The organism is Cohaesibacter sp. ES.047 (genome assembly GCF_900215505.1).
In the GTDB taxonomy this organism is placed as follows: domain Bacteria; phylum Pseudomonadota; class Alphaproteobacteria; order Rhizobiales; family Cohaesibacteraceae; genus Cohaesibacter.
Genome location: NZ_LT907844.1, coordinates 5,036,214 through 5,060,383, shown reverse-complemented (window position 1 = coordinate 5,060,383; position 24,170 = coordinate 5,036,214). Strand labels below are relative to the sequence as shown.

General features: G+C 57.2%; 21 protein-coding genes and 1 other RNA gene. 17 read left to right on the top strand and 5 right to left on the bottom strand.

Annotated elements, in window-relative coordinates; translation table 11 throughout:
- Positions 1–70: 70 nt before the first annotated feature.
- The 3 genes from CPH65_RS23425 (at position 71) to CPH65_RS23415 (ending at position 2,413) form a co-directional block, all read left to right on the top strand.
- On the top strand, positions 71–769 hold the full coding sequence (locus tag CPH65_RS23425; protein ID WP_096176101.1) for an extensin family protein: 699 nt from the start codon (positions 71–73) through the stop codon (positions 767–769).
- A gap of 139 nt (positions 770–908) precedes the next feature.
- Complete coding sequence (locus CPH65_RS23420; RefSeq protein ID WP_096176100.1) at positions 909–1,619, top strand: molecular chaperone DjiA; 711 nt, start codon at positions 909–911, stop codon at positions 1,617–1,619.
- A gap of 50 nt (positions 1,620–1,669) precedes the next feature.
- A complete protein-coding gene (locus CPH65_RS23415; RefSeq protein ID WP_371359472.1) occupies positions 1,670–2,413 on the top strand; it encodes an N-acetylmuramoyl-L-alanine amidase in 744 nt (247 codons plus the stop codon).
- Between the two features lie 23 nt (positions 2,414–2,436).
- On the opposite strand, the gene CPH65_RS23410 is transcribed toward CPH65_RS23415, so the two are convergent.
- The 3 genes from CPH65_RS23410 to CPH65_RS23400 form a co-directional block, all read right to left on the bottom strand.
- Positions 2,437–2,865 (bottom strand): glyoxalase superfamily protein, encoded by a 429-nt coding sequence (locus CPH65_RS23410; RefSeq protein WP_096176098.1) that lies wholly within the window; start codon positions 2,863–2,865, stop codon positions 2,437–2,439.
- Positions 2,862–4,274, bottom strand: coding sequence for an MATE family efflux transporter (locus tag CPH65_RS23405; RefSeq protein WP_096176595.1), 1,413 nt, complete (start codon positions 4,272–4,274; stop codon positions 2,862–2,864). Before CPH65_RS23405 ends, CPH65_RS23410 begins: the two co-directional genes overlap by 4 nt.
- Before the next feature lie 336 nt (positions 4,275–4,610).
- Positions 4,611–5,201, bottom strand: a complete 591-nt coding sequence (locus tag CPH65_RS23400; protein WP_197703914.1) for a pyridoxamine 5'-phosphate oxidase family protein — start codon at positions 5,199–5,201, stop codon at positions 4,611–4,613.
- Between the two features lie 277 nt (positions 5,202–5,478).
- Between CPH65_RS23400 and CPH65_RS23395 the strand changes: the two genes are divergently transcribed.
- Together CPH65_RS23395 and rnpB are read left to right on the top strand one after the other, a co-directional pair.
- Entirely contained in the window at positions 5,479–6,972 is a 1,494-nt protein-coding gene (locus CPH65_RS23395; protein WP_096176096.1) for a PLP-dependent aminotransferase family protein, read from the top strand.
- A gap of 32 nt (positions 6,973–7,004) precedes the next feature.
- An RNA gene (gene rnpB / locus CPH65_RS23390) (RNase P RNA component class A) lies at positions 7,005–7,392 on the top strand.
- Positions 7,393–7,497: 105 nt separating this feature from the next.
- Here rnpB and CPH65_RS23385 read toward each other — a convergent pair.
- On the bottom strand, positions 7,498–8,964 hold the full coding sequence (locus CPH65_RS23385; RefSeq protein WP_371359471.1) for an alanine/glycine:cation symporter family protein: 1,467 nt from the start codon (positions 8,962–8,964) through the stop codon (positions 7,498–7,500).
- Between the two features lie 94 nt (positions 8,965–9,058).
- Complete coding sequence (locus CPH65_RS23380; RefSeq protein WP_096176094.1) at positions 9,059–9,505, bottom strand: universal stress protein; 447 nt, start codon at positions 9,503–9,505, stop codon at positions 9,059–9,061.
- Positions 9,506–10,258: 753 nt separating this feature from the next.
- Here CPH65_RS23380 and CPH65_RS23375 point away from each other — a divergent pair.
- The 12 genes from CPH65_RS23375 to murB all read left to right on the top strand — a co-directional run bounded on the left by CPH65_RS23375 (position 10,259) and on the right by murB (position 24,106).
- Positions 10,259–10,732 (top strand): division/cell wall cluster transcriptional repressor MraZ, encoded by a 474-nt coding sequence (locus CPH65_RS23375; protein ID WP_096176093.1) that lies wholly within the window; start codon positions 10,259–10,261, stop codon positions 10,730–10,732.
- On the top strand, positions 10,729–11,763 hold the full coding sequence (gene rsmH / locus CPH65_RS23370; protein WP_096176092.1) for a 16S rRNA (cytosine(1402)-N(4))-methyltransferase RsmH: 1,035 nt from the start codon (positions 10,729–10,731) through the stop codon (positions 11,761–11,763). Before CPH65_RS23375 ends, rsmH begins: the two co-directional genes overlap by 4 nt.
- On the top strand, positions 11,760–12,131 hold the full coding sequence (locus CPH65_RS23365; protein WP_096176091.1) for a hypothetical protein: 372 nt from the start codon (positions 11,760–11,762) through the stop codon (positions 12,129–12,131). The genes rsmH and CPH65_RS23365 overlap by 4 nt, the downstream gene beginning before the upstream one ends.
- Positions 12,132–12,141: 10 nt before the next feature.
- Positions 12,142–13,863: a penicillin-binding protein 2 gene (locus CPH65_RS23360; protein ID WP_197703913.1), complete on the top strand. Its 1,722-nt coding sequence runs from the start codon at positions 12,142–12,144 to the stop codon at positions 13,861–13,863.
- 48 nt (positions 13,864–13,911) lie between these two features.
- A complete protein-coding gene (locus tag CPH65_RS23355; protein ID WP_096176090.1) occupies positions 13,912–15,408 on the top strand; it encodes a UDP-N-acetylmuramoyl-L-alanyl-D-glutamate--2,6-diaminopimelate ligase in 1,497 nt (498 codons plus the stop codon).
- Positions 15,405–16,799: a UDP-N-acetylmuramoylalanyl-D-glutamyl-2,6-diaminopimelate--D-alanyl-D-alanine ligase gene (locus CPH65_RS23350; protein WP_096176089.1), complete on the top strand. Its 1,395-nt coding sequence runs from the start codon at positions 15,405–15,407 to the stop codon at positions 16,797–16,799. Before CPH65_RS23355 ends, CPH65_RS23350 begins: the two co-directional genes overlap by 4 nt.
- A gap of 52 nt (positions 16,800–16,851) precedes the next feature.
- Positions 16,852–17,937: a phospho-N-acetylmuramoyl-pentapeptide-transferase gene (mraY, locus tag CPH65_RS23345; protein WP_096176088.1), complete on the top strand. Its 1,086-nt coding sequence runs from the start codon at positions 16,852–16,854 to the stop codon at positions 17,935–17,937.
- An 80-nt stretch (positions 17,938–18,017) separates the two neighbouring features.
- Entirely contained in the window at positions 18,018–19,433 is a 1,416-nt protein-coding gene (murD, locus tag CPH65_RS23340) for a UDP-N-acetylmuramoyl-L-alanine--D-glutamate ligase (RefSeq protein WP_096176087.1), read from the top strand.
- A gap of 11 nt (positions 19,434–19,444) precedes the next feature.
- Positions 19,445–20,584 (top strand): putative lipid II flippase FtsW, encoded by a 1,140-nt coding sequence (ftsW, locus tag CPH65_RS23335; protein ID WP_096176086.1) that lies wholly within the window; start codon positions 19,445–19,447, stop codon positions 20,582–20,584.
- Positions 20,585–20,635: 51 nt separating this feature from the next.
- Positions 20,636–21,742 carry an undecaprenyldiphospho-muramoylpentapeptide beta-N-acetylglucosaminyltransferase gene (murG, locus tag CPH65_RS23330; protein WP_096176085.1) on the top strand — a complete coding sequence of 369 codons (1,107 nt, stop codon included), beginning with the start codon at positions 20,636–20,638 and terminating at the stop codon, positions 21,740–21,742.
- Positions 21,739–23,148, top strand: coding sequence for a UDP-N-acetylmuramate--L-alanine ligase (gene murC, locus CPH65_RS23325; RefSeq protein ID WP_096176084.1), 1,410 nt, complete (start codon positions 21,739–21,741; stop codon positions 23,146–23,148). The genes murG and murC overlap by 4 nt, the downstream gene beginning before the upstream one ends.
- Before the next feature lies 1 nt (position 23,149).
- Positions 23,150–24,106, top strand: a complete 957-nt coding sequence (gene murB, locus CPH65_RS23320) for a UDP-N-acetylmuramate dehydrogenase (RefSeq protein WP_096176083.1) — start codon at positions 23,150–23,152, stop codon at positions 24,104–24,106.
- Positions 24,107–24,170: the final 64 nt, after the last annotated feature.

Here is a 24,170-nt window from a genome sequence, read left to right as displayed (position 1 = left end):
TCACCTTTGTTTACCATTTCCCTTCAGGATGCGCTCTAAACGGACTGGCTGCAAGCAGGAATAGGGCGCGATGAGAGATTGGGGTTACAGAATGGTTCAATTGACGCTGCTGGCAATCATGTCTTTTTTGATCGGATGTACGAGTTTTTTGGATACTGAAGAGGTCGACCAAAGCAAATTGCAACGGGAGGCTGTTCTCCCGGATCCTGCCATTTCAGAACAGTTCTGCCCTATCGTTGAGAGCGGGCAAAATGCAGCTGTGGCTTTGCCGCCGATTGAAGGTCGAGGAGGGTGTGGACATCCCGCGCCCTTCCTTTTGTCGACGATCTCCGGGCCTCAGCCCGTGAAGCTCAGCCGTGAGGCAACTGTGAATTGCGTGATCCTTTCGCAGCTCAACCGATTCTTTAATGACCGGGTCCAGCCATTGGCGCAATCCTATATGGATCAGAGGGTCACGGGCATCCGCGTTGCCGCGTCCTACTCCTGCCGCTCGCGCAACAACAAGCGCGGTGCCAAGCTATCCGAGCACGCCAAGACCAACGCGATTGACATCAGCGGTTTGACGCTTTCCGACGGAACCGTGCTTGATGTTGAGGATGACTGGCCCGGATATGGCAGCAAGGGCCGGTTCATGCGCGCGTTCAACCGGGAAGCGTGCAAGTATTTCACCACCGTTATCGGGCCTGGCGGCGACAAGTATCACAAGAATCACATCCATCTTGACCACGCCAAACATGGTCGAAAGGGCACCTGGCGGCTCTGTCAGTAGACCGCACCTAGCCGGATGGGATGATTTTTCGAAATAATTGGCCAAAAAGGCAGTTCATTTTCCGGTCTCCATACTCGCAATATGCGACCAACTCGCATAGATTGAGGCGGCTTGAGCAAATGGGTGAGCAGCAACTATCATGAGTATCTGGAGCCAGATTGGCAGTCTTATCGATGACATAAGGCAGAGTGAAACCATCACTGCCATCGTCGACAAGGTGGCGTCGACCGTGCGTGGCTTTGGGAGCGGTGTTGATCGAAAACAACTGACCTTTACGGTTGCGATGATCGCGCTCTCCGCCAAAATGGCCAAGGCCGACGGTGTGGTGACGCAAGACGAGATCAACGTCTTTCAACGCCTGTTCGATATTCCCGCAGGGGAAGAGCGCAACGTTTTGCGCATGTTCAATCTGGCCAAGCAGGATGTGGCTGGCTACGAGGCCTACGCCAACCAGATTGCCAAGCTCTATCAGGACGAACCCGAAGCGCTCACCGATATCATGGATGGTCTGTTCATGATCGCCGGCGCGGATGGCGTGATGCATGATCGGGAGATGCTCTATCTTGAGAGCGTCGCTGCCATCTTCGGGATCACTGAACGCTGTTTCGATCGCCTCAAGATGACGCACGTCCAGTCGGACGAACAGGACCCCTATACGGTGCTGGAAGCAGACCGGGGCATGACGGACACTGAGCTCAAGAAACATTACCGCAAACTGGTGCGGGAAAACCACCCTGACAGCCTGATCGCTCGCGGTGTGCCGGAGGAATTCGTGCGCATTGCGACAGAGAAGCTGGCAACCATCAACAATGCCTGGGCGCTGATCGTGCTGGAGCGCGGCTTGCGCTGACGATCTGATCGCCCGACGGCTTTTCGCTTTTTGATTGGAGTGAAGACATGCTGTGTGACGCACAGACAAGTTGCCCTTGCGAGGTCAAACCCTCTCCCAATTTCGAGGATCGCAAGGACGGCAGGGCCGTGGACATGCTGATCATGCATTATACCGGCATGGCGGATGACCAGCAGTCTCTGGACTGGCTCTGTTCGCCTGAAAGCAAGGTTTCCTCGCATTATTTCCTCAACCGGGATGGCTCGCTCCTGCAATTGGTGGACGAAGCAAAACGCGCCTGGCATGCGGGCCAGTCATTCTGGCACGGGGAGAACGATATCAATAGCTGTTCAATCGGCATTGAGATTGCCAATGCTGGCACCGAGGACTTCACCGAAGAGCAGATGGTCACGCTTACGATGCTGTCCAAGGAGTTGATGGCGCGTCATGGCATCCCGGCTCACCGGGTTCTGGCGCATTCGGACGTGTCGCCGGGGCGCAAGATCGATCCGGGGCCGAAGTTTCCATGGAAGCTCCTGGCCAGCGCCGGAGTTGGCCAATGGGTTGAGCCGCAGACCGTTGCTGGCGGGCGCTTCTTTCAGCTTGGCGATGAAGGCCAGCCGGTTCAGGCATTGCAATCGATGCTGGCGGTTTATGGCTACAAGATCGACGTTACCGGGGTTTTCGATGCCCAGACAGAGACGGTGGTGAAGGCCTTCCAGATGCACTTCAGGCCTGAAAGAGTGGATGGGGTGGCTGACGCCTCCACCATTACCACCCTTTACAAACTGAGCGCGCAGCTGCCCGAGCTCTGAGGCCCGGGCAGGCTTTTGGTGTGCTAGAGGCCGAGCACCATGTGTGGTCGGCCATCTGACGTCTTTTCCTGAGTTGTTCCGTCAGGTCCGACGGTCTGGCTGGTGCGCGTGCGCCAGTTGCTCATGCCCTCGAAGGTGATCACGTCCACCGCTTCGTCAAACTGGAACGTGAGATGATACCAGCCGTCCGACATGCGCCGGACCGCGATAATCTCTGCCTTGAAGGGCTGGGACAGGTAAAGCCCCGAAACCCTGTCGCCGACCTGCCATTGACGGGATGCGCGATTGCCGAAGCTGGCGAACAGGGTGTTCCAGTCGCGATAGCCGTGTTGTTGGGCGATCAGTTCCAGCGTTTTGCTGTGCGAAAGCTCCATGCCTTCGGCTCTGAGTTTTTCGCGCAGGAGCTTGGCCTGTTTTTTCGCTTCTTCGATGGTTGATGGCTTGTTGCTCATGAGCGTGGCTCCTCAGTATGGACGAATAGCCCCCATTTGCGGTTGGCACTTTTCGCTGTTTTTGTCAGGACCAGCAATGCTGTTGCAAACAGCAAGACTTCGGCGATGGGTGAAGCGAGCCAGATGCCCCTTTCTCCCAACAGCAGAGGCAAAGTGAATATCATCGGCAAAAGGAACAGATAGGCCTTTGACAGGCCGAGAATTGCGGCGCGTGCCGCATCTCCGATGGCTTGAAAGTAGCTTGATGTGATCAGGATCGGACCGGAGATGAAATACATCGCCATGGCCATCGGGATGATCCGTGCCACTTCTGCGACCACTTTTTCGTCGGCCGTGAAAAGGTGACCGATCGGTGCAGTAAAGGTGATCAGCACAAACTCGACGACCAGGCAATAGATGAAGGCCAAAGCCAACCCGATGCGCAGGCCCTTGTCCGAGCGGTGCCAGAGTTCGGCCCCGTAATTGTTGCCGATGATCGTCTGAAACGACAGGGCAAGCCCCATCATCGGCAAGAAAACAAAGGTCGTAATGCGCGTGATGATGCCGTAGGCCGTGACGGTTTCGGCGTAATTGGGCACGGCCATCAATTGCAGTGACGTTATGATCGCCGTCGAGACCAGAGCCATACCAAGGAAATTGAGGCTCTGCGGAGCGCCCAAGGCCAGCATTGCGCGCCATTCGGCAAAGAGGCTGTTGCGCCAGACCACGGCAGGCTTGAGATGTGTCTTGCCGCGGATGCGGAAGCCGATGATGATCGCCAAGGCGAGCGCCTGGGCCAGCACTGTGCCGTAGGCCGATCCGGCGACCCCCATATCGAGCTGGACAATGAGCAGGTAGTCAAAGGCGATGTTGGCCAACGATACCAACAGGCTCATGCCTGCCATCAGTCCAGCATAGCCCTCATTGCGCAGGGCATCGGTATGAAGCGAGAGAATGAAGTAAAGCGGCGTGGAAAGGGCGACAATCCGCAAGTAGATGTAACCGAGATCTGCCAGTTCCGCCGAGTTGCCGGCAAGGATCAGGGTCACCTCGACACCCAAGGTCAGAAACGCCGCGATGAATAATAGGCTGATAAAGAGCGCAAGCCCGTGGGCTCCGGCAAAGAGCGCCTGAGCGTCGTTTATCCGGTTGGCGCCCAGATGCCGGGCAAGCAGGCTCGACATGCCGTTCGAGACCAACGTTGTCAGGGCGATGACCAGCATGTAAAGCGGGAACATCAGGGTGACCGCGGCCAGAGCGTTGGTGCCGACATAGACGCCGAGAAACATGGCATCCACGACGGTCAGAAGGCCGTTCATGCTCATCACGAAAATGACAGGCAAGGCCGTTTTGGCAAACAGGGAACCGAGAGGGGCCTCGGTGAATTTGTTGCGCACAAAGATAGTGTTGCTAGAGCTGTCCGATGACATCTCAGCCTCCAATGGCTACGCATTTCCTTGTTTTAGATGGGGCTCGCGTTGCCACCCTCATGAAATGCATGCGGGGCTGACTTTATCAAATCGGATATCAGAACTTCACCATGACCCGAGGGTCGTGCGAGCGGCTGGTGTCTGCAACCGTGAGCGGATATAGGCGCTCACAGGTAAGCTGTCAAGCCAACTCGTGGGTGGTGTGCTTGAGATTGATTGATTTTGCCTTAAAAAAGAGGTTGTCTGCAGCCGGAAGCGGCTATTGCTCCCGGCTGCAGACGCCCTACTAACCTGTCGAAAAGGTGCGAGGCCTGTCCCCCAAAGCCTGCACCTTGGTTATTTTCGACTGGTCAGTGTGCGAATACTTGGTGCCACCTGGATCCCATCCTTGAGGCGGGCGTCATCAATCGGCTGGCCATAGGCCGTTGTGATCGGAACGATGCCTGCCCAGTGATCAAGATCGTAGTCTTCCTCGTCATCGACCGGCATGCCTGCGCGATGTTTGGCTGCTGCCGTTTCTATGGTCACAGCGATCACGGTTGTGGCTGCGGCTTCCTTTTTGGTCATCTCACGCGTTTCTTCCCAGCGACCGGGTGCCAGATGGTCAGTGATCGCCACCAGCGCGTTATATTTCTCCTGTTCATCTTCCACCAGCCTTGCCGTGCCGTGAATGTTGACAGAGCGATAGTTCATGGAATGATGAAAGGCTGAGCGGCCGACAACCAGACCATCGACAATCGTGACGTTGATGCAAACGGGAAGGCCAACCTTGAGCTTTTTGAAGAGCCGGGTTGCCTTGGCTCCATGGATGTAGAGCTGATCCTCAATGCGGGCATAGATCATCGGCAGAACAATCGGCATGCCGTCGTCGGCAAAGGCAACATGCGCGAGGATGCCTTCATCGAGAATGTCGTGCACTGTTTCCACATCATAAGAAGCTCGGTGGGAGGCGCGAATCTTGTTAGTGGAAGAAACGGGATATGAGCTAGAAGATTTTGACGTATCGGTCATGATGGTCACGCATTTGAACCCGACCCGATGGGTCGAGTGACTGTCTGTCATGGTTTGGGGGAGGTGCACGAAGCGGTGCCGTGCTCAACGTCAATGGTTGGGTCGGTGGTTGGATCATAGAATTTGTTCATTGAACATGGCTGCCTTTTGGATCTAGATAAAGATCCAAAAGAGGAAAAATTTGAGGGCCAAAATGATAACGGAGCAGATTTGTCTCGACCGGACGCGCGAACCGGGGCTTTCGCGGCAGTTGTTCATTCAGTTGCGCCGCATCATCGAGACGGGGAACGTGGCCTCCGGTTTGCCCCTGCCGCCCAGTCGCCAACTCGCCAAGGATCTCAGGGTCAGCCGCAACACGGTCATGGCTGCCTATGAGCAATTGACGCTTGAAGGCTATCTGGAAACAGGCGGTCGACGCGGGACACGGGTCAGCAAGGCAACGACAGGCTTCAGGCAATGGCACGATGAGGAGCAACCGGTTGACGATGGTGCAAAACAGGTCCGCCTTTCAGCTCATGGCCACCGCCTGATTCTCAATGAAAGGCCTATGAAGCGATTGTCGACCAGCTTTCAAACCGGTTTGCCAGAGGTTCGGTCCTTTCCTCATGATCTGTGGGCGCGGCTGCTCCGGCGTGCGGCGCGCCAGCTTGCTTCAAGGCGGGTGCTGGCAGGATACGACAATTATGACGGCATTCTGGAGCTCAAGACGGCCATTCTGGATCATGTCGCGGCCAGTCGCGGCGTGGTTGCCACACCCGAACAGGTGATCATCCTGTCATCAGCTCAGGCCTCGATGGACCTTGTGGTGCGGATGCTGCTGGACGAGGGCGCACTGGCGCTGCATGAAGAGCCCGGATATGCCGGCATGCATGCCAGTCTGTTGGCCGCTGGCGCGGATATGCGTCCGATTCCGGTGCAACAGCCGCAGGCCTATCAAGACCTCAAGAGCACGTTTTCGAACGAGGACGCGCCCCGCCTCATCTATGCCACGCCCTCGCATCAGTTTCCGACCGGGCGCGTGATGCCGCTGGAGGACCGGCTGGCGCTTCTGGATTTTGCTGCATCCCGGAATGCGTTCGTGCTCGAAGATGATTATGACAGCGAGTTCCACTTCTCCGGGGCGCCGATCTCCTGCCTGCAGGGGCTGGATCGCAACGGGTTGGTGATCTACATGGGCACCTTTGCCAAGTCGTTCATGCCGTCCTTGCGATTGGCCTATCTGATTGCACCGCCGCTTCTGGCGGAGCCCTTGACCTTTGGCTTGCGCAACACCGGTGCTGTCCCTTCGCATACGGTACAGCTGGCCTTGTCCTACTTTATCGAGGAAGGGCATTTCCGGGCCCATTTGCGCGAAATGACCCGCACCTACCGGGAGCGCCGCGATGCGCTTGTAGAGGCACTGGTGCGGCAATGCGGTGATTTTCTGGACCCGGCGAGACCGGCCGGGGGCATCCAGTTGCCCGCTTATCTCACGCCAGCCTGTCTGGCTGCCGGGTGGACAGATGACAAACTGGCTGAGCGACTGGTTGAGGAAGGGATCGAATGTGCGGCCCTTTCGTCGCTCTACTGGTCGGGCACAGAAGAGGCCCGGCAGGGGCTTTTTCTGGGCTTTGCGGCATCCGATATCGAGGAGATCGACACGGGTGTGGGCTGCATTGCCCGTGTTCTAAATGGCGAGGCCTCTTGACCTTATGGCGGGAAAAGCTTAGGTCCGTCTCACCAGTCGGTCGGGCAGCCGCACCGGTCGCGCGAAAGCAATCCGGTGAGGAAAGTCCGGGCTCCATGAAAGCACGGTGCCGGGTAACGCCCGGCGGAGGCGACTCTAGGGAAAGTGCCACAGAAAGCAAACCGCCAGACTGCGGTCTGGTAAGGGTGAAAGGGTGAGGTAAGAGCTCACCGCGCCTTCAGCAATGAAGATGGCAGGGTAAACCCCACCGGGAGCAAAACCGAATAGGAATGGCGTGGGCGAAAGCCCGGCTTGCTTTCAAGCCAGTCATTCGGGTGGGTTGCTAGAGGTGTTCAGCAATGGGCACCCCAGATGAATGGTTGCCGCGTGAGGGCCTTGGTCCTCGCCATACAAAACCCGGCTTACAGACCGACTGGTATTTCTCTTTTTTGCATTGTCGACCTGGTTCGGATGGACCCGATCGGGAAGGGCGGGGCGCAAGGCGCCACACCCATGTTTTGAAACGGATCATGTCTCTCCGTCTAGCTATTTGTATTTCTTGATTTCCCCCGACTTCAGACGAGTGGTGTAGGAGGTGAGCTCCGTGCGTACGATGCCCATCAGGAAGTAGAGGCCGGTGATGTTGACGACCGCCATGGCGAAGATCGCCGCGTCGGAGAAGTCGATCACGGGACCAAGGCTTGCCGCTGCACCGATGACCACGAAGACACAGAAAATGAGCTTGAAAGTGATTTCTGATGTCTTGCCTTCGCCAAACAGGTAGGTCCATGCCTTCAGGCCGTAATAGGACCAAGAGATCATGGTGGAAAAGGCGAACAGAACTACCGCAATGGCCAGCACATAAGGGAACCAGCTGATGGACGAGCCAAAGGCCGCGGAGGTCAGGGCGACGCCCGTGTTGCCATCAACTGTGGCAATGCGGCTGCCATCCAGAATGTATTTTCCAAGGTCGGCATCAAAGACCAACTGGCCTGAAATGGTGATGACGAGGGCCGTCATCGTGCAGATCACAACCGTATCGATCAGTGGTTCGAGCAGGGAGACGACACCCTCGGTGATCGGCTCATTGGTGCGGACCGCTGAGTGGGCGATGGCGGCTGAGCCAACCCCTGCCTCGTTGGAAAAGGCCGCGCGCTTGAAGCCCTGAATGAGGGCACCGACAAAACCGCCCGCAATGCCAAGACCGGTGAAGGCCCCTTCGAAGATCTGGCCGAAGGCCCAGCCGATCTTGTCCGCATTGACGATGAGGATGATGATTGCTGCGCCGACATAGAGGATGCCCATGAAGGGAACGACCTTTTCCGTCACGCTGGCGATGGACTTGATGCCGCCAACGATGACGGCAAAGACCACTGCGGCAAAGATGATGCCGGTGATCCAGCCGGGATAGTCGCCGACGATGCCCGAGATCTGGGCATGCGCCTGATTGGCCTGAAACATGTTTCCGCCGCCAAGAGCTCCCAGAATACAGAAGATGGCAAAGGCAACGGCAAGAAACCTGCCCCCCGGCAGCCCGCGTTCCTTGAAGCCCTTGGAGATATAATACATCGGCCCGCCGGACACCGTGCCGTTTTCATATTCGTTGCGATATTTGACGCCAAGGGTACATTCGGTGAATTTCGACGCCATGCCCAGAAGGCCCGCAAGGATCATCCAGAAGGTCGCCCCCGGTCCACCAATGCCGACGGCCACGGCAACGCCGGCAATGTTGCCAAGGCCAACGGTGCCGGACAAAGCGGTCGTCAATGCCTGAAAGTGGCTGACTTCACCGGCATCCTTGGGGTTGGAATAGTCCCCCTTTACCAAAGAGATCGCATGGCCAAAAAGGCGGAACTGCACGAAGGCGAAATAGACGGTGAAAATGCTTGCGGCAACCACCAGCCACATGACAATCCACGGAAAGCCTGTGCCCGGGATGGGGGCGAAGATCAGGCTGACGAACGGTCCTGTCGCGGTGGCGAAGATTTCATTCACCTTCTGGTCAATCGACATGCTTTCCTGTGCTTTGGCGATTGCCGAGCCGGAAACGATCGCAAACAGATTAAGGACAAAAATAGATATGAACTTTTGAAAGAACTGCATGGGATTAAACTCCGGGATTGACCACCGTGACAGGAACAGACGCATGCATGACGAGATTGGCCGTCGAGCTGCCGAACAGGCGTTTCGCGATGCCATCTTCGCTTGAGCGGCAAATGATGATTTGATCGGCCCCTTCCTCTTCAGCGATGCTGATCAAGGTGTCTGCAACGTTGCCGTGTTGAACGATGCCCCTTGCGTTCAATCCGGTTGCTTTCAGGCCGTTGACCGCAGGTGTGACGATGCGCTCCATCGCTGTTGCGATCTCCTCTTCGCGACGCTTGTGGCGTCTTTCGTTTTCCTCTGCCGTCTGAAAGGAAAAGGGCGACCACTCGATTACGTAGACAACCAGAAGCTCGCAAGTCCCAAGCTTGGAAGCCAAGCTTTCCCCATAGGTGAGTGCACGTTGGCCAGACGGTTGCCCATCCAGCCCAATAACCAATTTTGAAGTCATTTTATAAACTTTCGTTTTGTTGGCTCAGCCCTGAAACAAGACGACCGTCCAAGCGGTTGGGGACAGGGCTGTTCTCATCCCCCCATGAGCTTTCCGTCTCTCAACCCATAGTTTAGGAAATGTGACAGTTTTTGGGACCAAATATGGTGAAATATTGGTTAAAATACCTATATTCTAGGTAATATCAGTGAAAACGCCTATTTGGCCAGTTTATTGGCCTTTTGCTGCTCTAAGTACAGGCTGTGGCGCGGTCCGGGACCCTTGTTTCATCGGGGCTGGCACGCTGGGATTCTCGCTTCGAATTGTTGGCTCTCGGGCGGCTTTTTACCATACAGTTTGCGCAATTTTTCGCGCCTGACAGGTGCTGAGATCTGAGGGGGGTATCGAGGGCGGCTCATTCCGTTTGAAACGAATCCTTGCAGTCTCTTCTGGGCGATTTTGTCAAGTTGCTGATGTTCCGTTGGCTTTGAAGCTGAACACTTATCCCAAGGCTGTTGAGAAGGGCTGCTGCGGCAAAAGTGGTGTTTCTCATAACGCTTTGTTAACTATGAATTTATTATGATTGTCTCTTAATGATGCCTCACGGTGACTCCATGAGAATCCGTTGACGCCCATAAGAACCCATGGTATCCCATAAGGGTGCCTTGAGCGATCATGTCTTTAGTAATGACCTGATCGCTTTGGCGCTCGAAACAGCATCGCAAATTCGCGGCCCTTATCGTTGGTTGTAATTGCGTTTCAAGGCGGGACCAGATGGACGACTTCGTGTCCAAATATGTGAATCGACTGGATTCAAAGGGGCGGGTGTCTATCCCGGCTCCATTCCGGCAGATTCTGGTCCGGGAAGGGTTGGACTCCTTGTTTTGCAGTCCCTCTCTGGAGCTTGATGCGGTTGATGCTGGCGGGCTCGGATTGCGCGGTGCGATCGATACCTATCTGGAGGCCTTTGATGTCTTTTCCGAAGAACGTGAGGTGCTTGCCACTGCGCTTCTTGGAGAAAGCGAAAGCCTCAAGATCGACAAGGATGGACGCGTGGTTCTCAGCGAAACCATAAAAGAGCATGCAGGAATAACGGATGCGGTGTCCTTTGTTGGCAACGGCTTTAAATTCCAGATATGGCAGCCTGAAAGATATGAAGCCTACAGGGCTGATGCGACCAAGCGGGCGCTCGCTCTGCGCAAGGCAGCTGGCAATCGGCGCACTACGTCTGCTGGAGGTGGGGCATGACCGATCCGGTTGAACTAGACGGCGTTGACCAAGGGGCCCGACACATTCCGGTGTTGCTTGAGGAAGTGATTGGGGCGCTCGATCCAACTGCAGAGCAATGGGTGCTTGATGGCACATTCGGGTTCGGTGGCTATTCCGCGGCCATTCTGGACAAGGGTGCCTATGTTCTTGGTGTGGATCGTGATCCGCTGGCAGCCGAACGCGCAGACGAATTGAAAGACACCTATGGAGATCGCCTGCGCTTCGTGCAGGGGTGCTTTGGTGAGCTGGCCGACATTGCGCAGGATGAGGGGGTGGCTCCTCTTGATGCCATTGTTCTGGATATCGGCGTGTCCTCGATGCAGCTTGATGAAGCCGAACGCGGTTTCTCCTTCATGCATGACGGACCGCTGGACATGCGCATGTCACAGAGCGGCCCGACCGCTGCAGACGTGGTCAATGACTATGAGGAAATTGAGCTGGTGCGGATCTTCCGCGAGCTTGGTGAAGAGAAGCAGGCGCGGCGGATCGCCGGTGCCATTGTGGCGCGGCGATCAAAGGCGCGCTTCGAGACCACGCTTGATCTGGCCAGCACGATTGAAAAATGCGTCGGTCGCAAACCGCAGCAAAAGATCCATCCGGCGACGCGGGTTTTTCAGGCGCTGAGGATCTTCGTCAATGGCGAGCTTGATGAGCTGGTTGATGGCCTCGTTGCCGCCGAGAAGACCTTGAAGCCGGGCGGACGGCTGGTGGTAGTCACCTTTCATTCGCTCGAAGACAGAATTGTGAAGCGCTTCTTTCAGGAGCGCTGCAAAACCCATTCCGGTGGCTCTCGCTATTTGCCGGAAATGGACCTTGAGGCTCCCAGCTTTGACTTGCTTGTCAAGGGTGGGGTGGGTCCATCAGAAAGAGAGCTGGCGCGGAATCCGCGCGCGCGGTCGGCTAAGATGCGGGCTGGTGTGCGTACGGAAGCCGCGCCGCACAGTTTGGATGCGCGCGGGCTCGGGTTGCCCAAAATGCTGGCAGAAAGCCGCACAGGAGACCCTTCATGAGCAGACTGGTTAATGTCGTTCTCTTCGTCTTTGTGCTTGTTGGAGCCTTTTGGCTCTATCAGGTCAAGCATGAGGCTAAGCTCGAAGAAGAAAAGATTGCAACACTGCAAAAGCAGATCAAGGAAGAGAAACAGGCGCTTTTGCTGCTCAAGGCGGAGTGGAGTTATCTCAATCGGCCGCAGCGCGTACAGACCCTGACGGACCGCTTCTCCGATGAGCTTGGATTGAAGCAGGTCGAACCCTATCAAATCGGAAAGGTCGCGGACCTGCCCGAGCGGGTCGAGGGATCAACCGTGTCTGATCAGGATCAGAAGCAGCTCAAGTCTCTTTTGAATCAGGCGCAGCCTGCTTCTTTGAAATCGGAATAGGGGAGTGGCCATGGTCGATGCAAGCCAGGATCATCACGCGTCCCACTACACGCGTCACAACTTTGATTTCGAAGGGGCAAATAAACTGCGTTCGGAAGAGACCAGCGGGCGTATTCGCTTCTCGATGGTTGCTTTCGGTATCTGTTTTTCAATCATGGTCGCCCGTCTTGTTCTGTTGGGTTATGCAACACCGGCGTCTGCGAACTATCAGTCAGGCCCGCAGGATGCGATTGCAGCGGCACGCCCCGATCTGGTGGACAGAAACGGCGAGATTCTCGCAACTGATGTGCGCACAGCTTCGATCTTTGCCGAGCCGCCCCGTATCGTCGACGTCGAAGAAGCGATTGACGCCCTGACCGGCGTCTTTCCTGACCTTAATGTCAATCAACTGCGTCATCGTCTCTCAAGCGATAGCAAGTTCGTCTGGATCAAGCGCGAAGTGTCGCCAAAGCAGCAGCAGGCCGTTCATGAGGCCGGTATCCCCGGCATCGCGTTCCTGCATGAAAACCGCCGCTTCTATCCCGCCGGCAAGACGGCCTCGCACATTGTCGGTCTGGTAAATGTCGACAATGTTGGCATTGCCGGCATCGAGAAATATGTCGATGAGAATGGCCTTTCCGCCTTGCGCGAAGCGGGCTTTGCGACAACCGAAGATCAAAAGCCGGTTCAGCTTTCCATCGATCTGAGGGTTCAGCATGCCTTGCGTGACGAGCTCTTCAAGAGCATGACGAAATACAAGGCGATCGCCGCGGCTGGCATCGTGCTCAATGCCAAGACCGGTGAGGTTATGGGGATGGCGTCGTTGCCTGACTATGACCCGAATGACCCGGTTGATGTCAGCAAGCCGGACCGTCTCAATCGCATCACTGCGGGCACCTATGAAATGGGATCGGTGTTCAAGGCGATTACCACCGCGATGGCGCTTGATTCCGGGGTAGTTTCGCTACAGGACAGCTTTGATGCGCGCCAGCCAATCCGTGTGCGCGGCAATACGATCAGCGACTTCCACGGCAAAAAACGCATTCTGTCCGTGCCCGAGGTTTTTATCTATTCTTCCAACATCGGCACGGCGAAAATGGCGCTGAAGGTCGGGCGCGAACAGCATGAAGCCTTTCTCAAGCGGGTGCACATGCTTGATCGTCTTCAGACGGAGCTGCCGGAATCCCGTTCTCCTTCCTATCCATCGAAATGGACCGATCTTTCGACGATGACCATTTCGTTTGGTCATGGTCTGTCCGTCGCACCCATCCAGCTCGCGGCAACGGCTGCGGCTGTCATGAATGGTGGGTACTATATGAAACCGACTTTCTTGAAACGATCCAAGGAACAGGCGAAGGAGATCTCCGAACGCTTGTTCAGAGATCAGACAAGCGCCGACATGCGCTATCTGATGCGGCTCAATGCCATCAAGGGATCGGGCAAGCGAAGTCGTGTTGACGGCTATCTGGTGGGTGGCAAGACCGGCACGGCCGAGAAGGTTGTCGATGGTAAATATTCCCACGACAAGCTGCTCACTTCGTTCCTTGCTGCCTTTCCGATCGACAATCCCGAATATGTGGTTCTTGTCATGCTGGATGAGCCCAAGGGCCTCAAAGAAACCTATGGCTATGCTACTGCCGGTGTGAATGCCGCCCCCACCGCGGGTGCAGTTATTCGCAGGGTCGGGTCAATTCTGGGGGTTGCGCCCCGTTTTGGTCAAAAGATTGTTCCAACAGTGGCGGCATCCTTTTAAAGCTGAGCCGCGTGATGCGGTAAAGAAACAGGGCCGGAGTGCTGTTGGATGAAACTATCAAAGCTGCTGGATAGCCTCGAAGAACCGGTGGATCGGGATCTGTTGTCACGGATTGGAGACCCACATATCGATGGTGTGACTTCGGACAGTCGGGCTGTCGAGACCGATTTCATTTTCGTAGGCATCCCGGGGGCTCGGGTTGATGGAGCGCGTTTCGTTCCGCAAGCCTTTGAGCAGGGCGCTTGTCTCTGCATCATCTCCGCCAAGTCCCAATTGCCGGACGCATTCGATGCGACCGGCAAAGCTGTGTTGCGCCTCGATGATCCGCACATGGCGCTTGCCCGTCTGGCAGGAGCCTTTTATCCGACGTCTCTTGAATGGGTGGGCGCCGTCACCGGAACTAATGGCAAAACCTCCATCGCATCCTTTTTGCGTCAGATCTGGGCCCATGCGGGCAAGGGCGCTGCCAACATCGGCACGATCGGGATCGAGGGCCCCAAGGGCAGCAGTTATGGCGGCCTGACAACCCCCGATCCAGTTGGTCTGATGAAAAGTGTCAAGGCGCTCGAAGCGGATGGTGTCACACATCTGGCACTGGAGGCTTCCAGTCATGGTCTTGAACAGAAGCGTCTGGATTGCCTCACCATTGATGTGGGCGGTTTCACCAATCTGACCCGCGATCATCTTGACTATCACGGCACGTTTGAGGCCTACCGCGACGCCAAGGCGCTGCTTTTCAGCCGCCTTGTCCGCGAAGGTGGGGCAGCAGTCATCAATCTGGATGATCCGAACGGCGCGCATTTTCTCAAGGTCGCGCAGGATCGCGGCCTGACCTGCTATACGCTTGGCCATGCCGATGATGCGGATCTGGTGATCCGGTCAATTGATGTCCATGGATTTAGTCAGCATGTGTCCCTGTCGGGTGTTTGGGGCGATGTGACGTGTCATGTGCCTCTGGTTGGGGAATTTCAGGTCTCCAACGTGCTGGTGGCCGGCCTGATGGCCTATTCGGGCGGCCTGATGCCTGAGCCCATCCTTGCTGCCATCGGCCAGATCACGGGTGCATGCGGTCGGATGGAGCTGGTCGGGACTGCCGGTCCCGATACTGCTGTCTATATTGACTATTCCCACACACCGGACTCTCTTGAAGTGGCGCTGAAGGCCCTTCGACCCTTTGCCAAGGGGCGGTTGATTTCGGTCTTTGGCGCTGGCGGAGACAGGGACCCCGGAAAGCGTCCAATGATGGGCAAGGCGAGCAATGATTTTGCTGATTATTCTATCGTGACCGACGATAATCCACGTTCGGAAGATCCCGCCACTATTCGCGCCGCTGTCATGGAAGCCGTGACCAATGGCATGGAAGTGGCTGGCCGTCAGGAGGCCATCACGCTTGGGATTGAAATGCTGGCCCCTGGCGACGTTCTTCTTGTCGCGGGCAAAGGACATGAAAGAGGCCAGACCGTTGGTGATACTGTGCTGCCTTTCTCCGACCATGAAGCTGTGGCCAAGGCGCTGTCGCAAACGGGCAAGGGAGGTGTGGTGTGACCGCTCTCTGGACCGCTGCTGATTTTTCTCAAGCGATCGTACCGTCCCTGCAACCCGGCGGGATAGGAGATGTGTTCGGTATCTCCATCGACAGTCGCACGGTCGCAACCGGTGATGCCTTCTTTGCCATCGCAGGTGAGCGTTTTGACGGCCATGACTTTGCGCGTGTCGCGCTCGATGCTGGTGCCTCTGTCGTGGTGCTGGAGCAATCCCGGCAGCCCGACTTTTCCGATCTAACCGAGCGGGTGGTGTTCGTCGATGACCCGTTGAAAGGCCTTGAGCTGCTTGGGGTCGCGGCGCGCAGACGTGTGGCGGGCAAGGTCATTGCGGTGACCGGCTCTGTCGGCAAGACCAGCACCAAGGATGCCTTGCGAGCCGCCCTTGCTCCAAGCGGCAAGGTCCATGCAGCTGTTTCCTCGTTCAACAATCATTGGGGCGTGCCGTTGACGCTGGCGCGTATGCCGCGCGAGACGGATTTCGGTGTTTTCGAGATCGGCATGAACCATCCCGGAGAAATCCGCCATCTCGTCGGCATGGTCGCACCTGATCTTGCGATCATCACCACGGTGGTTGCGGCACACATCGGCAATTTCGAGAGCCTTGATCAGATTGCTGCGGCCAAGGCAGAGATTTTTGAAGGGGTTGTCGAGGGTGGTGCGGCCCTGATCAATGCAGACAATCCCTATGCTGATTATCTCTCAGGTGTGGCCCGGGAAAACGGCATCAAGACGGTGATGCGCTTCGGTCGGGCTGATGACGCCGACATCCATCTGGACGGGCTGACGCTCGGTGCAAATGGTTCAGACCTTTCGGTCTCGCTCATGGGAGACCGTCTCAAATGTCACCTTTCCGCTCCGGGTGAGCATCTTGCCCAGAATGCACTTGCTGTGCTTGGTGCGATCCGGTTTGTTGGCGGCGACATTGCTAAGGCGTGCGCGGTACTTGGTTCGCATGGGGCGACCAAGGGACGCGGCGCGCAGCATCGGCTCTCGATTAATGGCGGTTCGGTGCTTCTGACGGATGAGAGCTACAATGCCAATCCGTCATCGGTTGCCGCTGCGCTGGCTGTGCTCGGCCTTCACGAGGGGGGCGGGCGTAAAATAGCCGTATTGGGCGACATGTTGGAGCTAGGCGACGACAGCGCCGATCAGCACAAAGCGCTTCTTGGTCCCCTTGAAGCCGCAGGGATAGATATGGTCTATCTTTGCGGACCAATGATGGCGCACCTGTGGGAAATTCTGCCTATCGCGATGCGAGGCACCTATGCTAAGGCTTCCGCCGATCTTATAACACCCCTCAAAGCCAGTTTGCGCGATGGGGACACAGTGATGATAAAGGGATCTCACGGGTCCAAAATGGGCCCTGTGGTGATGGCGCTGCTGAAGAACTGATTGGGGCAGCGAGAGAAAGTCTTGCTGCCAGCTTGAAAGGTGATGAAACCAGATGTTGATGTATCTAGTTGAATTTTCAGATCAAATATCTGGATTTAACGTTTTCCGCTATCTCACCTTCCGCACCGCAGGGGCGATCATCACCGCCATGCTGATGGTGTTTCTGTTCGGTCCCGCGATCATTCGGGCCTTGCGTGTGCGACAGGGCAAGGGTCAGCCGATCCGCGAAGATGGGCCGCAAAGCCACCTTCTGACCAAGAAGGGGACGCCGACCATGGGCGGGCTGATGATCCTGACCGGTCTCATCCTTGCCACCCTATTGTGGGCGAACCTCGCCAACCCCTATGTCTGGATCGTTCTGTTCGTCACGGTCGGCTTCGGGCTGATCGGCTTTTATGACGATTATCTCAAGGTGTCCCGCTCGTCGCATCAGGGGTTTTCCGGGCGTGTCCGTCTCGCCATCGAAGCCCTGATCGCAGGGATGGCCTGTTTTGCTGTGGCACAGCTTGGTGAAACGTCCTTCTCCACCTCTGTCACATTCCCTTTCTTCAAGGATATCCTGCTTGACCTTGGCTGGTTCTTCATCCCCTTCGGCCTGTTTGTGATCGTCGGGTCCGGCAATGCGGTCAACCTGACGGACGGCCTTGATGGTCTGGCCATCGTGCCGGTAATGATTGCAAGCGCCACATTCGGGCTGATTGCCTATCTCTCCGGGAACGAGATCTTTGCCGACTATCTGCAGATCCACTATGTGCCCGGCACTGGTGAATTGCTGGTGCTGTGCGGCGCGCTGGTGGGCGCAGGTCTCGGCTTTCTTTGGTTCAACGTTCCACCTGCCGCTATTTTTATGGGCGACACGGGGTCGTTGGCGCTGGGCGGCATGCTTGGGTCCGTTGCCGTTGCGACCAAGCACGAGCTTGTGCTGGCGATCGTCGGCGGCTTGTTCGTGCTCGAAGCGGTTTCGGTGATCATTCAGGTCGCATCCTTCAAGCTGACAGGGCGGCGCGTGTTCCGGATGGCGCCCATTCATCACCATTTCGAGCACAAGGGCTGGACCGAGTCGCAAGTCGTGATCCGTTTCTGGATCATCGCTGTCATTCTGGCCTTGATCGGGCTTGCAACGCTGAAACTTCGCTAGACGCCTATATCTCCCTTGATGCCTTTAGCTGCATCCGCCCTATTTCACGGCCCGCTACGGGTTGCAATTGAGAGACTGACATGATCCCGATTACCATTTTCAAGGACCAGACGATTGCGGTTTTCGGGCTTGGTGGCAGTGGCATGGCGACGCTGGAGGCTCTGGCCGCTGGTGGTACCAAGGTGCTGGCCTATGATGACAATGAGGCCAGTCGCGAGAAGGCTGCCGCGATTGACGGGGTTGAGATCGCCGATCTTCATACTGCTGACTGGTCCGATATTGCTGCACTGGTGCTGGCCCCCGGTGTTCCGCTGACACACCCGGAGCCGCATTGGAGCGTTCAACGGGCCAGGGATGCCGGGGTTGAAATCATTGGCGATATCGAGCTCTTCTGCCGCCAGCGCCATGTAGATGGACCCAATTGCCCCTTCATCGCGATCACCGGCACCAATGGCAAATCCACAACAACCGCACTTGTGGCCCATCTTCTCAAAGAGGCGGGCATGGATGTGCAGATGGGCGGCAATATCGGAACGCCCATTCTTGCGCTTGAGCCGTTTGTCGATGACCGGATCTATGTCATCGAGGTGTCGTCCTATCAGATCGATCTGGCACCGGGCATCGATCCCAACATTGGCCTTCTGCTGAATATCTCGGCTGATCATCTCGACCGGCACGGCGATCTGTCCAACTATGCGCGCATCAAGGCGCGGCTTGTCGGTGCGTCCAATATGGCGGTTGTCGGTCTGGATGACCGTCTGACGGCCAACATCGCGTCGCAACTGCGGCTCAACGGACGGGCCGTTGCGACCATTTCGGGCTTTGGCAATGAGCGGGCGATGCTGTCGGCCCCGGATGGCGTGTTGCAGAGCATGGAAGGGGACTTCCTGTTCAATCTCGATCAGGCACGGGCCTTGCGTGGCACGCACAATGCGCAGAATGCTGCAGCCGCGGTGTCCGTCGTTCGCCAGTTGGATGTGCCGCCCGCCGTGCTGTCGCGCGGACTTATTTCCTTTGGTGGCCTTGAGCATCGCATGGAGGAAGTCGGCGAAAAAGACGGGCTTCTTTTTATCAACGATTCCAAGGCGACCAATGCGGATGCCGCATCGCGGGCGCTCAATTCCTTCCGTTCGATCCGATGGATCGCGGGTGGCCTTGCCAAGGAAGGCGGCATCGAGACGCTTGTCGACTATTTCGACCGCATCGAACATGCCTACCTTATCGGAGAGGCGGCGGCGGCCTTTGCCGATACGCTGAGCAAAGGCGGGGTGCCCTTCAGCCAGTGCGGTCATATGGATGTGGCGCTGGCCCGCGCCGTTGAAGATGCAAAAGAATCGAACAATGCTGGCAAGGAGCGGGTTATCCTCTTGTCGCCCGCCTGTGCCTCGTTCGACCAATTCCCCAATTTCATGCGTAGAGGCGATGTGTTCAGGGATGCTGTTCATGCCTACCTGAACAGCGGAACTGTGCCGGTCGACCCGGCGCATGCAAAGTGAGAGAGGCCTGAATGCGGCGCACGCGCAAGAACATGCTGACCGAATGGTGGTGGACAATCGACCGGCCCATGCTGCTGGCGCTTGCCCTGTTGCTGTTCACCGGTCTCGTGTTGTCGATGGCTGCGAGCCCAGCGGTTGCGGAGCGACTGGGGCTGGACTCCTTCCACTTCGTCAAACGGCATCTGTTTTTCATTCCCATCGCATTGGGGATCATGCTCGGCCTTACGTTTGTTGAGCCGCGAACGGTTCGCCGGATTGCGCTTTATGTGCTGATTGCTTCGATTGTCGGCATGGTGCTGACACTAGTGGTCGGGTTTTCGGCCAAGGGCGCACAGCGCTGGATCATCGTGGCCGGCTTTTCCATTCAGCCTTCGGAGTTCATGAAACCGGCCTTTGTGGTGCTTGCGGCATGGCTGTTTGCCGAAAATGACCGCAGACCGGAGATCCCGGGCAATCTCTTCTCGATCGTGCTGTTCATGATCATCATCGTGCTGCTCGTTGCCCAGCCCGATATCGGCCAGACCATTCTGATCAGCGTTGTTTGGGCGGGCCTGTTCTTCATGGCCGGGATGCCGCTGTTCTGGATCTTTTTGCTGGCCGGGTTGGGGGTCGGTGGGTTGACCGTTGCCTATTTCTTGGTGCCGCACGTGACGGGCCGTATCAACCGCTTTCTCGACCCCTCAACGGGCGACACTTTTCAGGTCGATACGGCGATGGATTCCATCGTTCGTGGTGGCTGGCTCGGTGTCGGGCCGGGCGAGGGCATGGTCAAACGGATCCTGCCCGACTCCCACACCGACTTTATTTTTGCGGTGCTGGCCGAGGAATTCGGGATTATCGTCTGCCTTCTGCTCGTGGGCGTCTACATGTTCATTGTCAGCCGGGCTCTTGCGCAGTCACTGAGGACGCAGGATCTGTTCAAAAGGCTCGCCATTGCCGGTCTTGCCCTGCTTTTCGGGCTTCAGGCGATCATCAATATCGCAGTGAACTTGCAACTGATGCCTGCCAAGGGTATGACGCTACCGTTTGTTTCCTATGGTGGGTCTTCACTTTTGTCCGTGGCGCTCGGAATGGGGTTCCTTCTGGCGTTGACGCGGCGTCGGCCCGAAGTGGGACTTGACCAGAGACCTTATTACGATCCGCACGCCTGAGAGCTGGCGGACGAGAAGAGGGAGACACCCTGATCAGGGGTGGAGTGCTCAATGTCAAAAGTTGCCTTGCTGACCGCCGGCGGAACCGGAGGCCATCTGTTTCCTGCGCAGGCTCTTGCCCATGCGCTGAATGAACGTGGCTGGGAAGTGCATCTGGCAACTGACGGCAGGGCCACGCAGTATGGCCATGACTTTCCGGCAGAGAGCATCCGGATCATTCCGTCCGCAACGCCTTCGGTCAAAAATCCGCTGCTGATGGTCAAGGCCGCGTTGAAACTGGCCAAGGGCTACTTCGTGGCGCGCAGCACGATCAAGGAACTCAAACCCGATGTCGTTGTCGGGTTTGGGGGCTATCCGACCGTGCCGCCGATGCTGGCTGCGCGGACGATGGGCGTGCCGTCGTGCCTTCATGAGCAGAATGGTGTGCTGGGTCGCGCCAACCGCTTTCTGGCCAAGGGTGCGAGTGCGATTGCTGCCAGTTTTCCCATTATCAAGGGCGCGGAAGGCCTCGAGAACAAGGTGACGCTCACGGGCAATCCCGTGCGTCCGATGGTCGAGCATGCAGCGAAACAGGCCTTCGAGCCCTTGCAAGATGAAGGTGAGATCCGGGTTGTGGTCTTTGGCGGATCGCAAGGGGCGCGCTTCTTCTCTGAATATATGCCCGGTGCGTTCGGGCGGCTGTCCAAAGAGTGGCGAGACCGTATTCGCCTTATCCAGCAGTGCCGCACCGAGGACCTGATGAAAGTCAAAGTCGGGTATCGCGAGCTGGGGCTTTCAGCGGAGCTGGCGCCGTTCTTTTCCGACATGCCGCAGAAGATCGCCAATGCGCACCTCGTGATTTGTCGATCTGGTGCCTCTTCGGTCAGCGAGTTGGCCGCCATCGGACGGCCCTCCATTCTGGTGCCCCTTCCCGGGGCTCTTGATCAGGACCAGAAGGCCAATGCCGATGTGCTCGTCAAGGCGGGCGGCGCCTGGGTGCTCGAGCAGCGCGGTCTCAAACCCAATGATATTTCCGACATCATGGAAGATTTGTTTGCCAATCCCGAAAAACTGACCTCTGCTGCCCAGGCCGCGCGCGCCGAAGGAAAGCTCGATGCCGCGGATCGTCTGGCCGATCTGGTCGTGGGACTGGCCAAAAATGCAGGAGACGTCTCATGAAGATGCCACAGAATATCGGTCCGGTGCATTTCGTCGGGATCGGCGGAATCGGGATGTCCGGCATTGCCGAGGTGCTTCTCAAGCTGGGCTATGAGGTGCAGGGCAGTGACATTTCCGAAAGCGCCAATGTTCAGCGCCTGCGCGACAAGGGCATCAAGGTCGCGATCGGCCATGCGGCGGAGAATATCGCAGGGGCCGAGGTGCTGGTGGTCTCCTCTGCCATCAAGTCGGACAATCCGGAACTGAAGGAAGCGCGGGCCAAGCTGTTGCCTGTCGTGCGGCGTGCCGAAATGCTGGCCGAGCTGATGCGGTTCAAATCTGCCATTGCGATTGGCGGTACGCACGGCAAAACCACCACGACGTCACTTGTGGCGGCGCTCTTGGATGCTGGTGGCAAGGACCCCACCGTGATCAATGGCGGCATCATCAATGCCTATGGCACCAATGCGCGCATGGGGGATGGCGACTGGATGGTCGTGGAGGCAGATGAGAGCGACGGCACTTTTGTCAAGCTTCCCGCCGACGTGGCCGTCGTTACCAATATCGATCCTGAGCATCTCGATCATTACGGTGATTTTGATGCGGTCAAGGCAGCCTTTGCCGCCTTTGTCGAGAATGTGCCCTTTTATGGGTTTGCCGCCATGTGTCTGGATCATCCCGAAGTGCAGGCGCTTGTCGGGCAAATCGAGGATCGCCGCATCATTACCTACGGCGCCAATCCGCAGGCCGATGTGCGCTACAAGGATTTGCGTTCCGAGGGCGGTATCAGCCGCTTCACCGTTGTGCTGCAAAATCGTCAGACCGGCGAGGTAGAGGAAATCTCCGGCCTGTCGCTGCCGATGCCGGGCGAGCACAATGTGGCGAACGCGACGGCTGCCATCACGGTGGCTTACGAGTTGGGCATTTCGGCTGATGACATCCGGCGCGGTCTGTCAGGGTTCGGCGGTGTCAAGCGTCGCTTCACGCGGGCGGGCAGCTGGAATGGCATTGAGATCATTGATGATTATGCGCATCACCCGGTTGAAATCGAAGCGGTCATGCGGGCTGCGCGGCAGGCCAGTCAGGGCAAGGTGATTGCCGTGATGCAGCCGCACCGCTACAGCCGGTTGCAGAATCACTTCGAGGATTTCTGCACCTGCATGAATGTCGCCGACACGGTTTTGGTGGCGGATGTCTACCCAGCAGGCGAGCAACCCATCGAGGGGATCGATTCACAGGCGCTCGTTGAGGGCTTGAAGAGCCATGGTCACCGCAATGCGGCAAGGCTTGGGCCTTCCGATGGGCTGGCCGCAAAGGTGCGCGAGATTGCCGAGCCGGGTGACTATGTGGTCTGCCTTGGTGCAGGCAGCATCACGACGTGGGCCAATTCTCTTGAAGCCAATCTCAAGGCGCTGGCAGGGGACTGATATGGCTTTTGGTGATCTTCTTGCCAAGCTTGGCGACTGGACGGGTAAGGTGCGCGGTCGCCTCCAGAGCAATTTCGACATTGCGCCCTACACGTGGTTTCGCGTTGGCGGGCCGGCCCAGCTCTTCTTCAATCCTGCGGATGAAGCCGATCTGGCATTCTTCCTTTCACATTTGCCAGCCGAGGTGCCGGTGACGGTCATCGGGCTAGGCTCGAACATGCTGGTGCGTGACGGCGGTGTCGAAGGTGTCGTCATTCGCCTGTCGGGCAAGGGATTCAGTGAGGTCACTGTGGCAGACGATCTAACGGTCACGGTAGGCAGCGCGATGCCGGATATGCGCTTTGCGACCCAGATGGCCAAGCAGGGGATTGCCGGTTTTGCTTTTTATAAGGGCATTCCGGGTGCCATCGGCGGCGCCTTGCGGATGAATGCGGGCGCCCATGGTGCTGAGACCAAAGACCGGCTCATCGGCGCGCGGGCGGTAGACCGTCAGGGCAAAATTCATGATCTCACGCCCGAAGCTCTTGGCCACGCCTATCGTTTCTGTGCAGCCCCTAACGACTTTATCTTTACCAAGGCGATCTATCGCGGCGAGCGGGGGGACCCCGATGCTCTGAAGGCGGAGATGAATGAAGTGTCTGCCTATCGCGAGGAAAATCAGCCCACCAAGGAACGCACGGGCGGCTCGACGTTTAAGAACCCCGACGGCATGAGCGCTTGGAAGCTGGTTGATGAAGCGGGACTTCGCGGCTTCAAGGTTGGCGGGGCGCAGGTGTCTGAGAAACACACCAACTTCCTGATCAACACAGGCGACGCCACGGCAGAAGACATCGAGCGGCTTGGCGAGACTGTGCGCGGTAAAGTGCGGGCTCAAACGGGTATTGAGCTCCATTGGGAAATCAAGCGCATCGGGCATTTCCCAGACGGGGTTGATGTGCCGCCGTTTCTTGATGTGTGATTTGTTCCTTTTTTGTTCCAATCCTTCTTTGCTTTTGCTAAAAAGCGTAGCGTTAAGCTGCTCG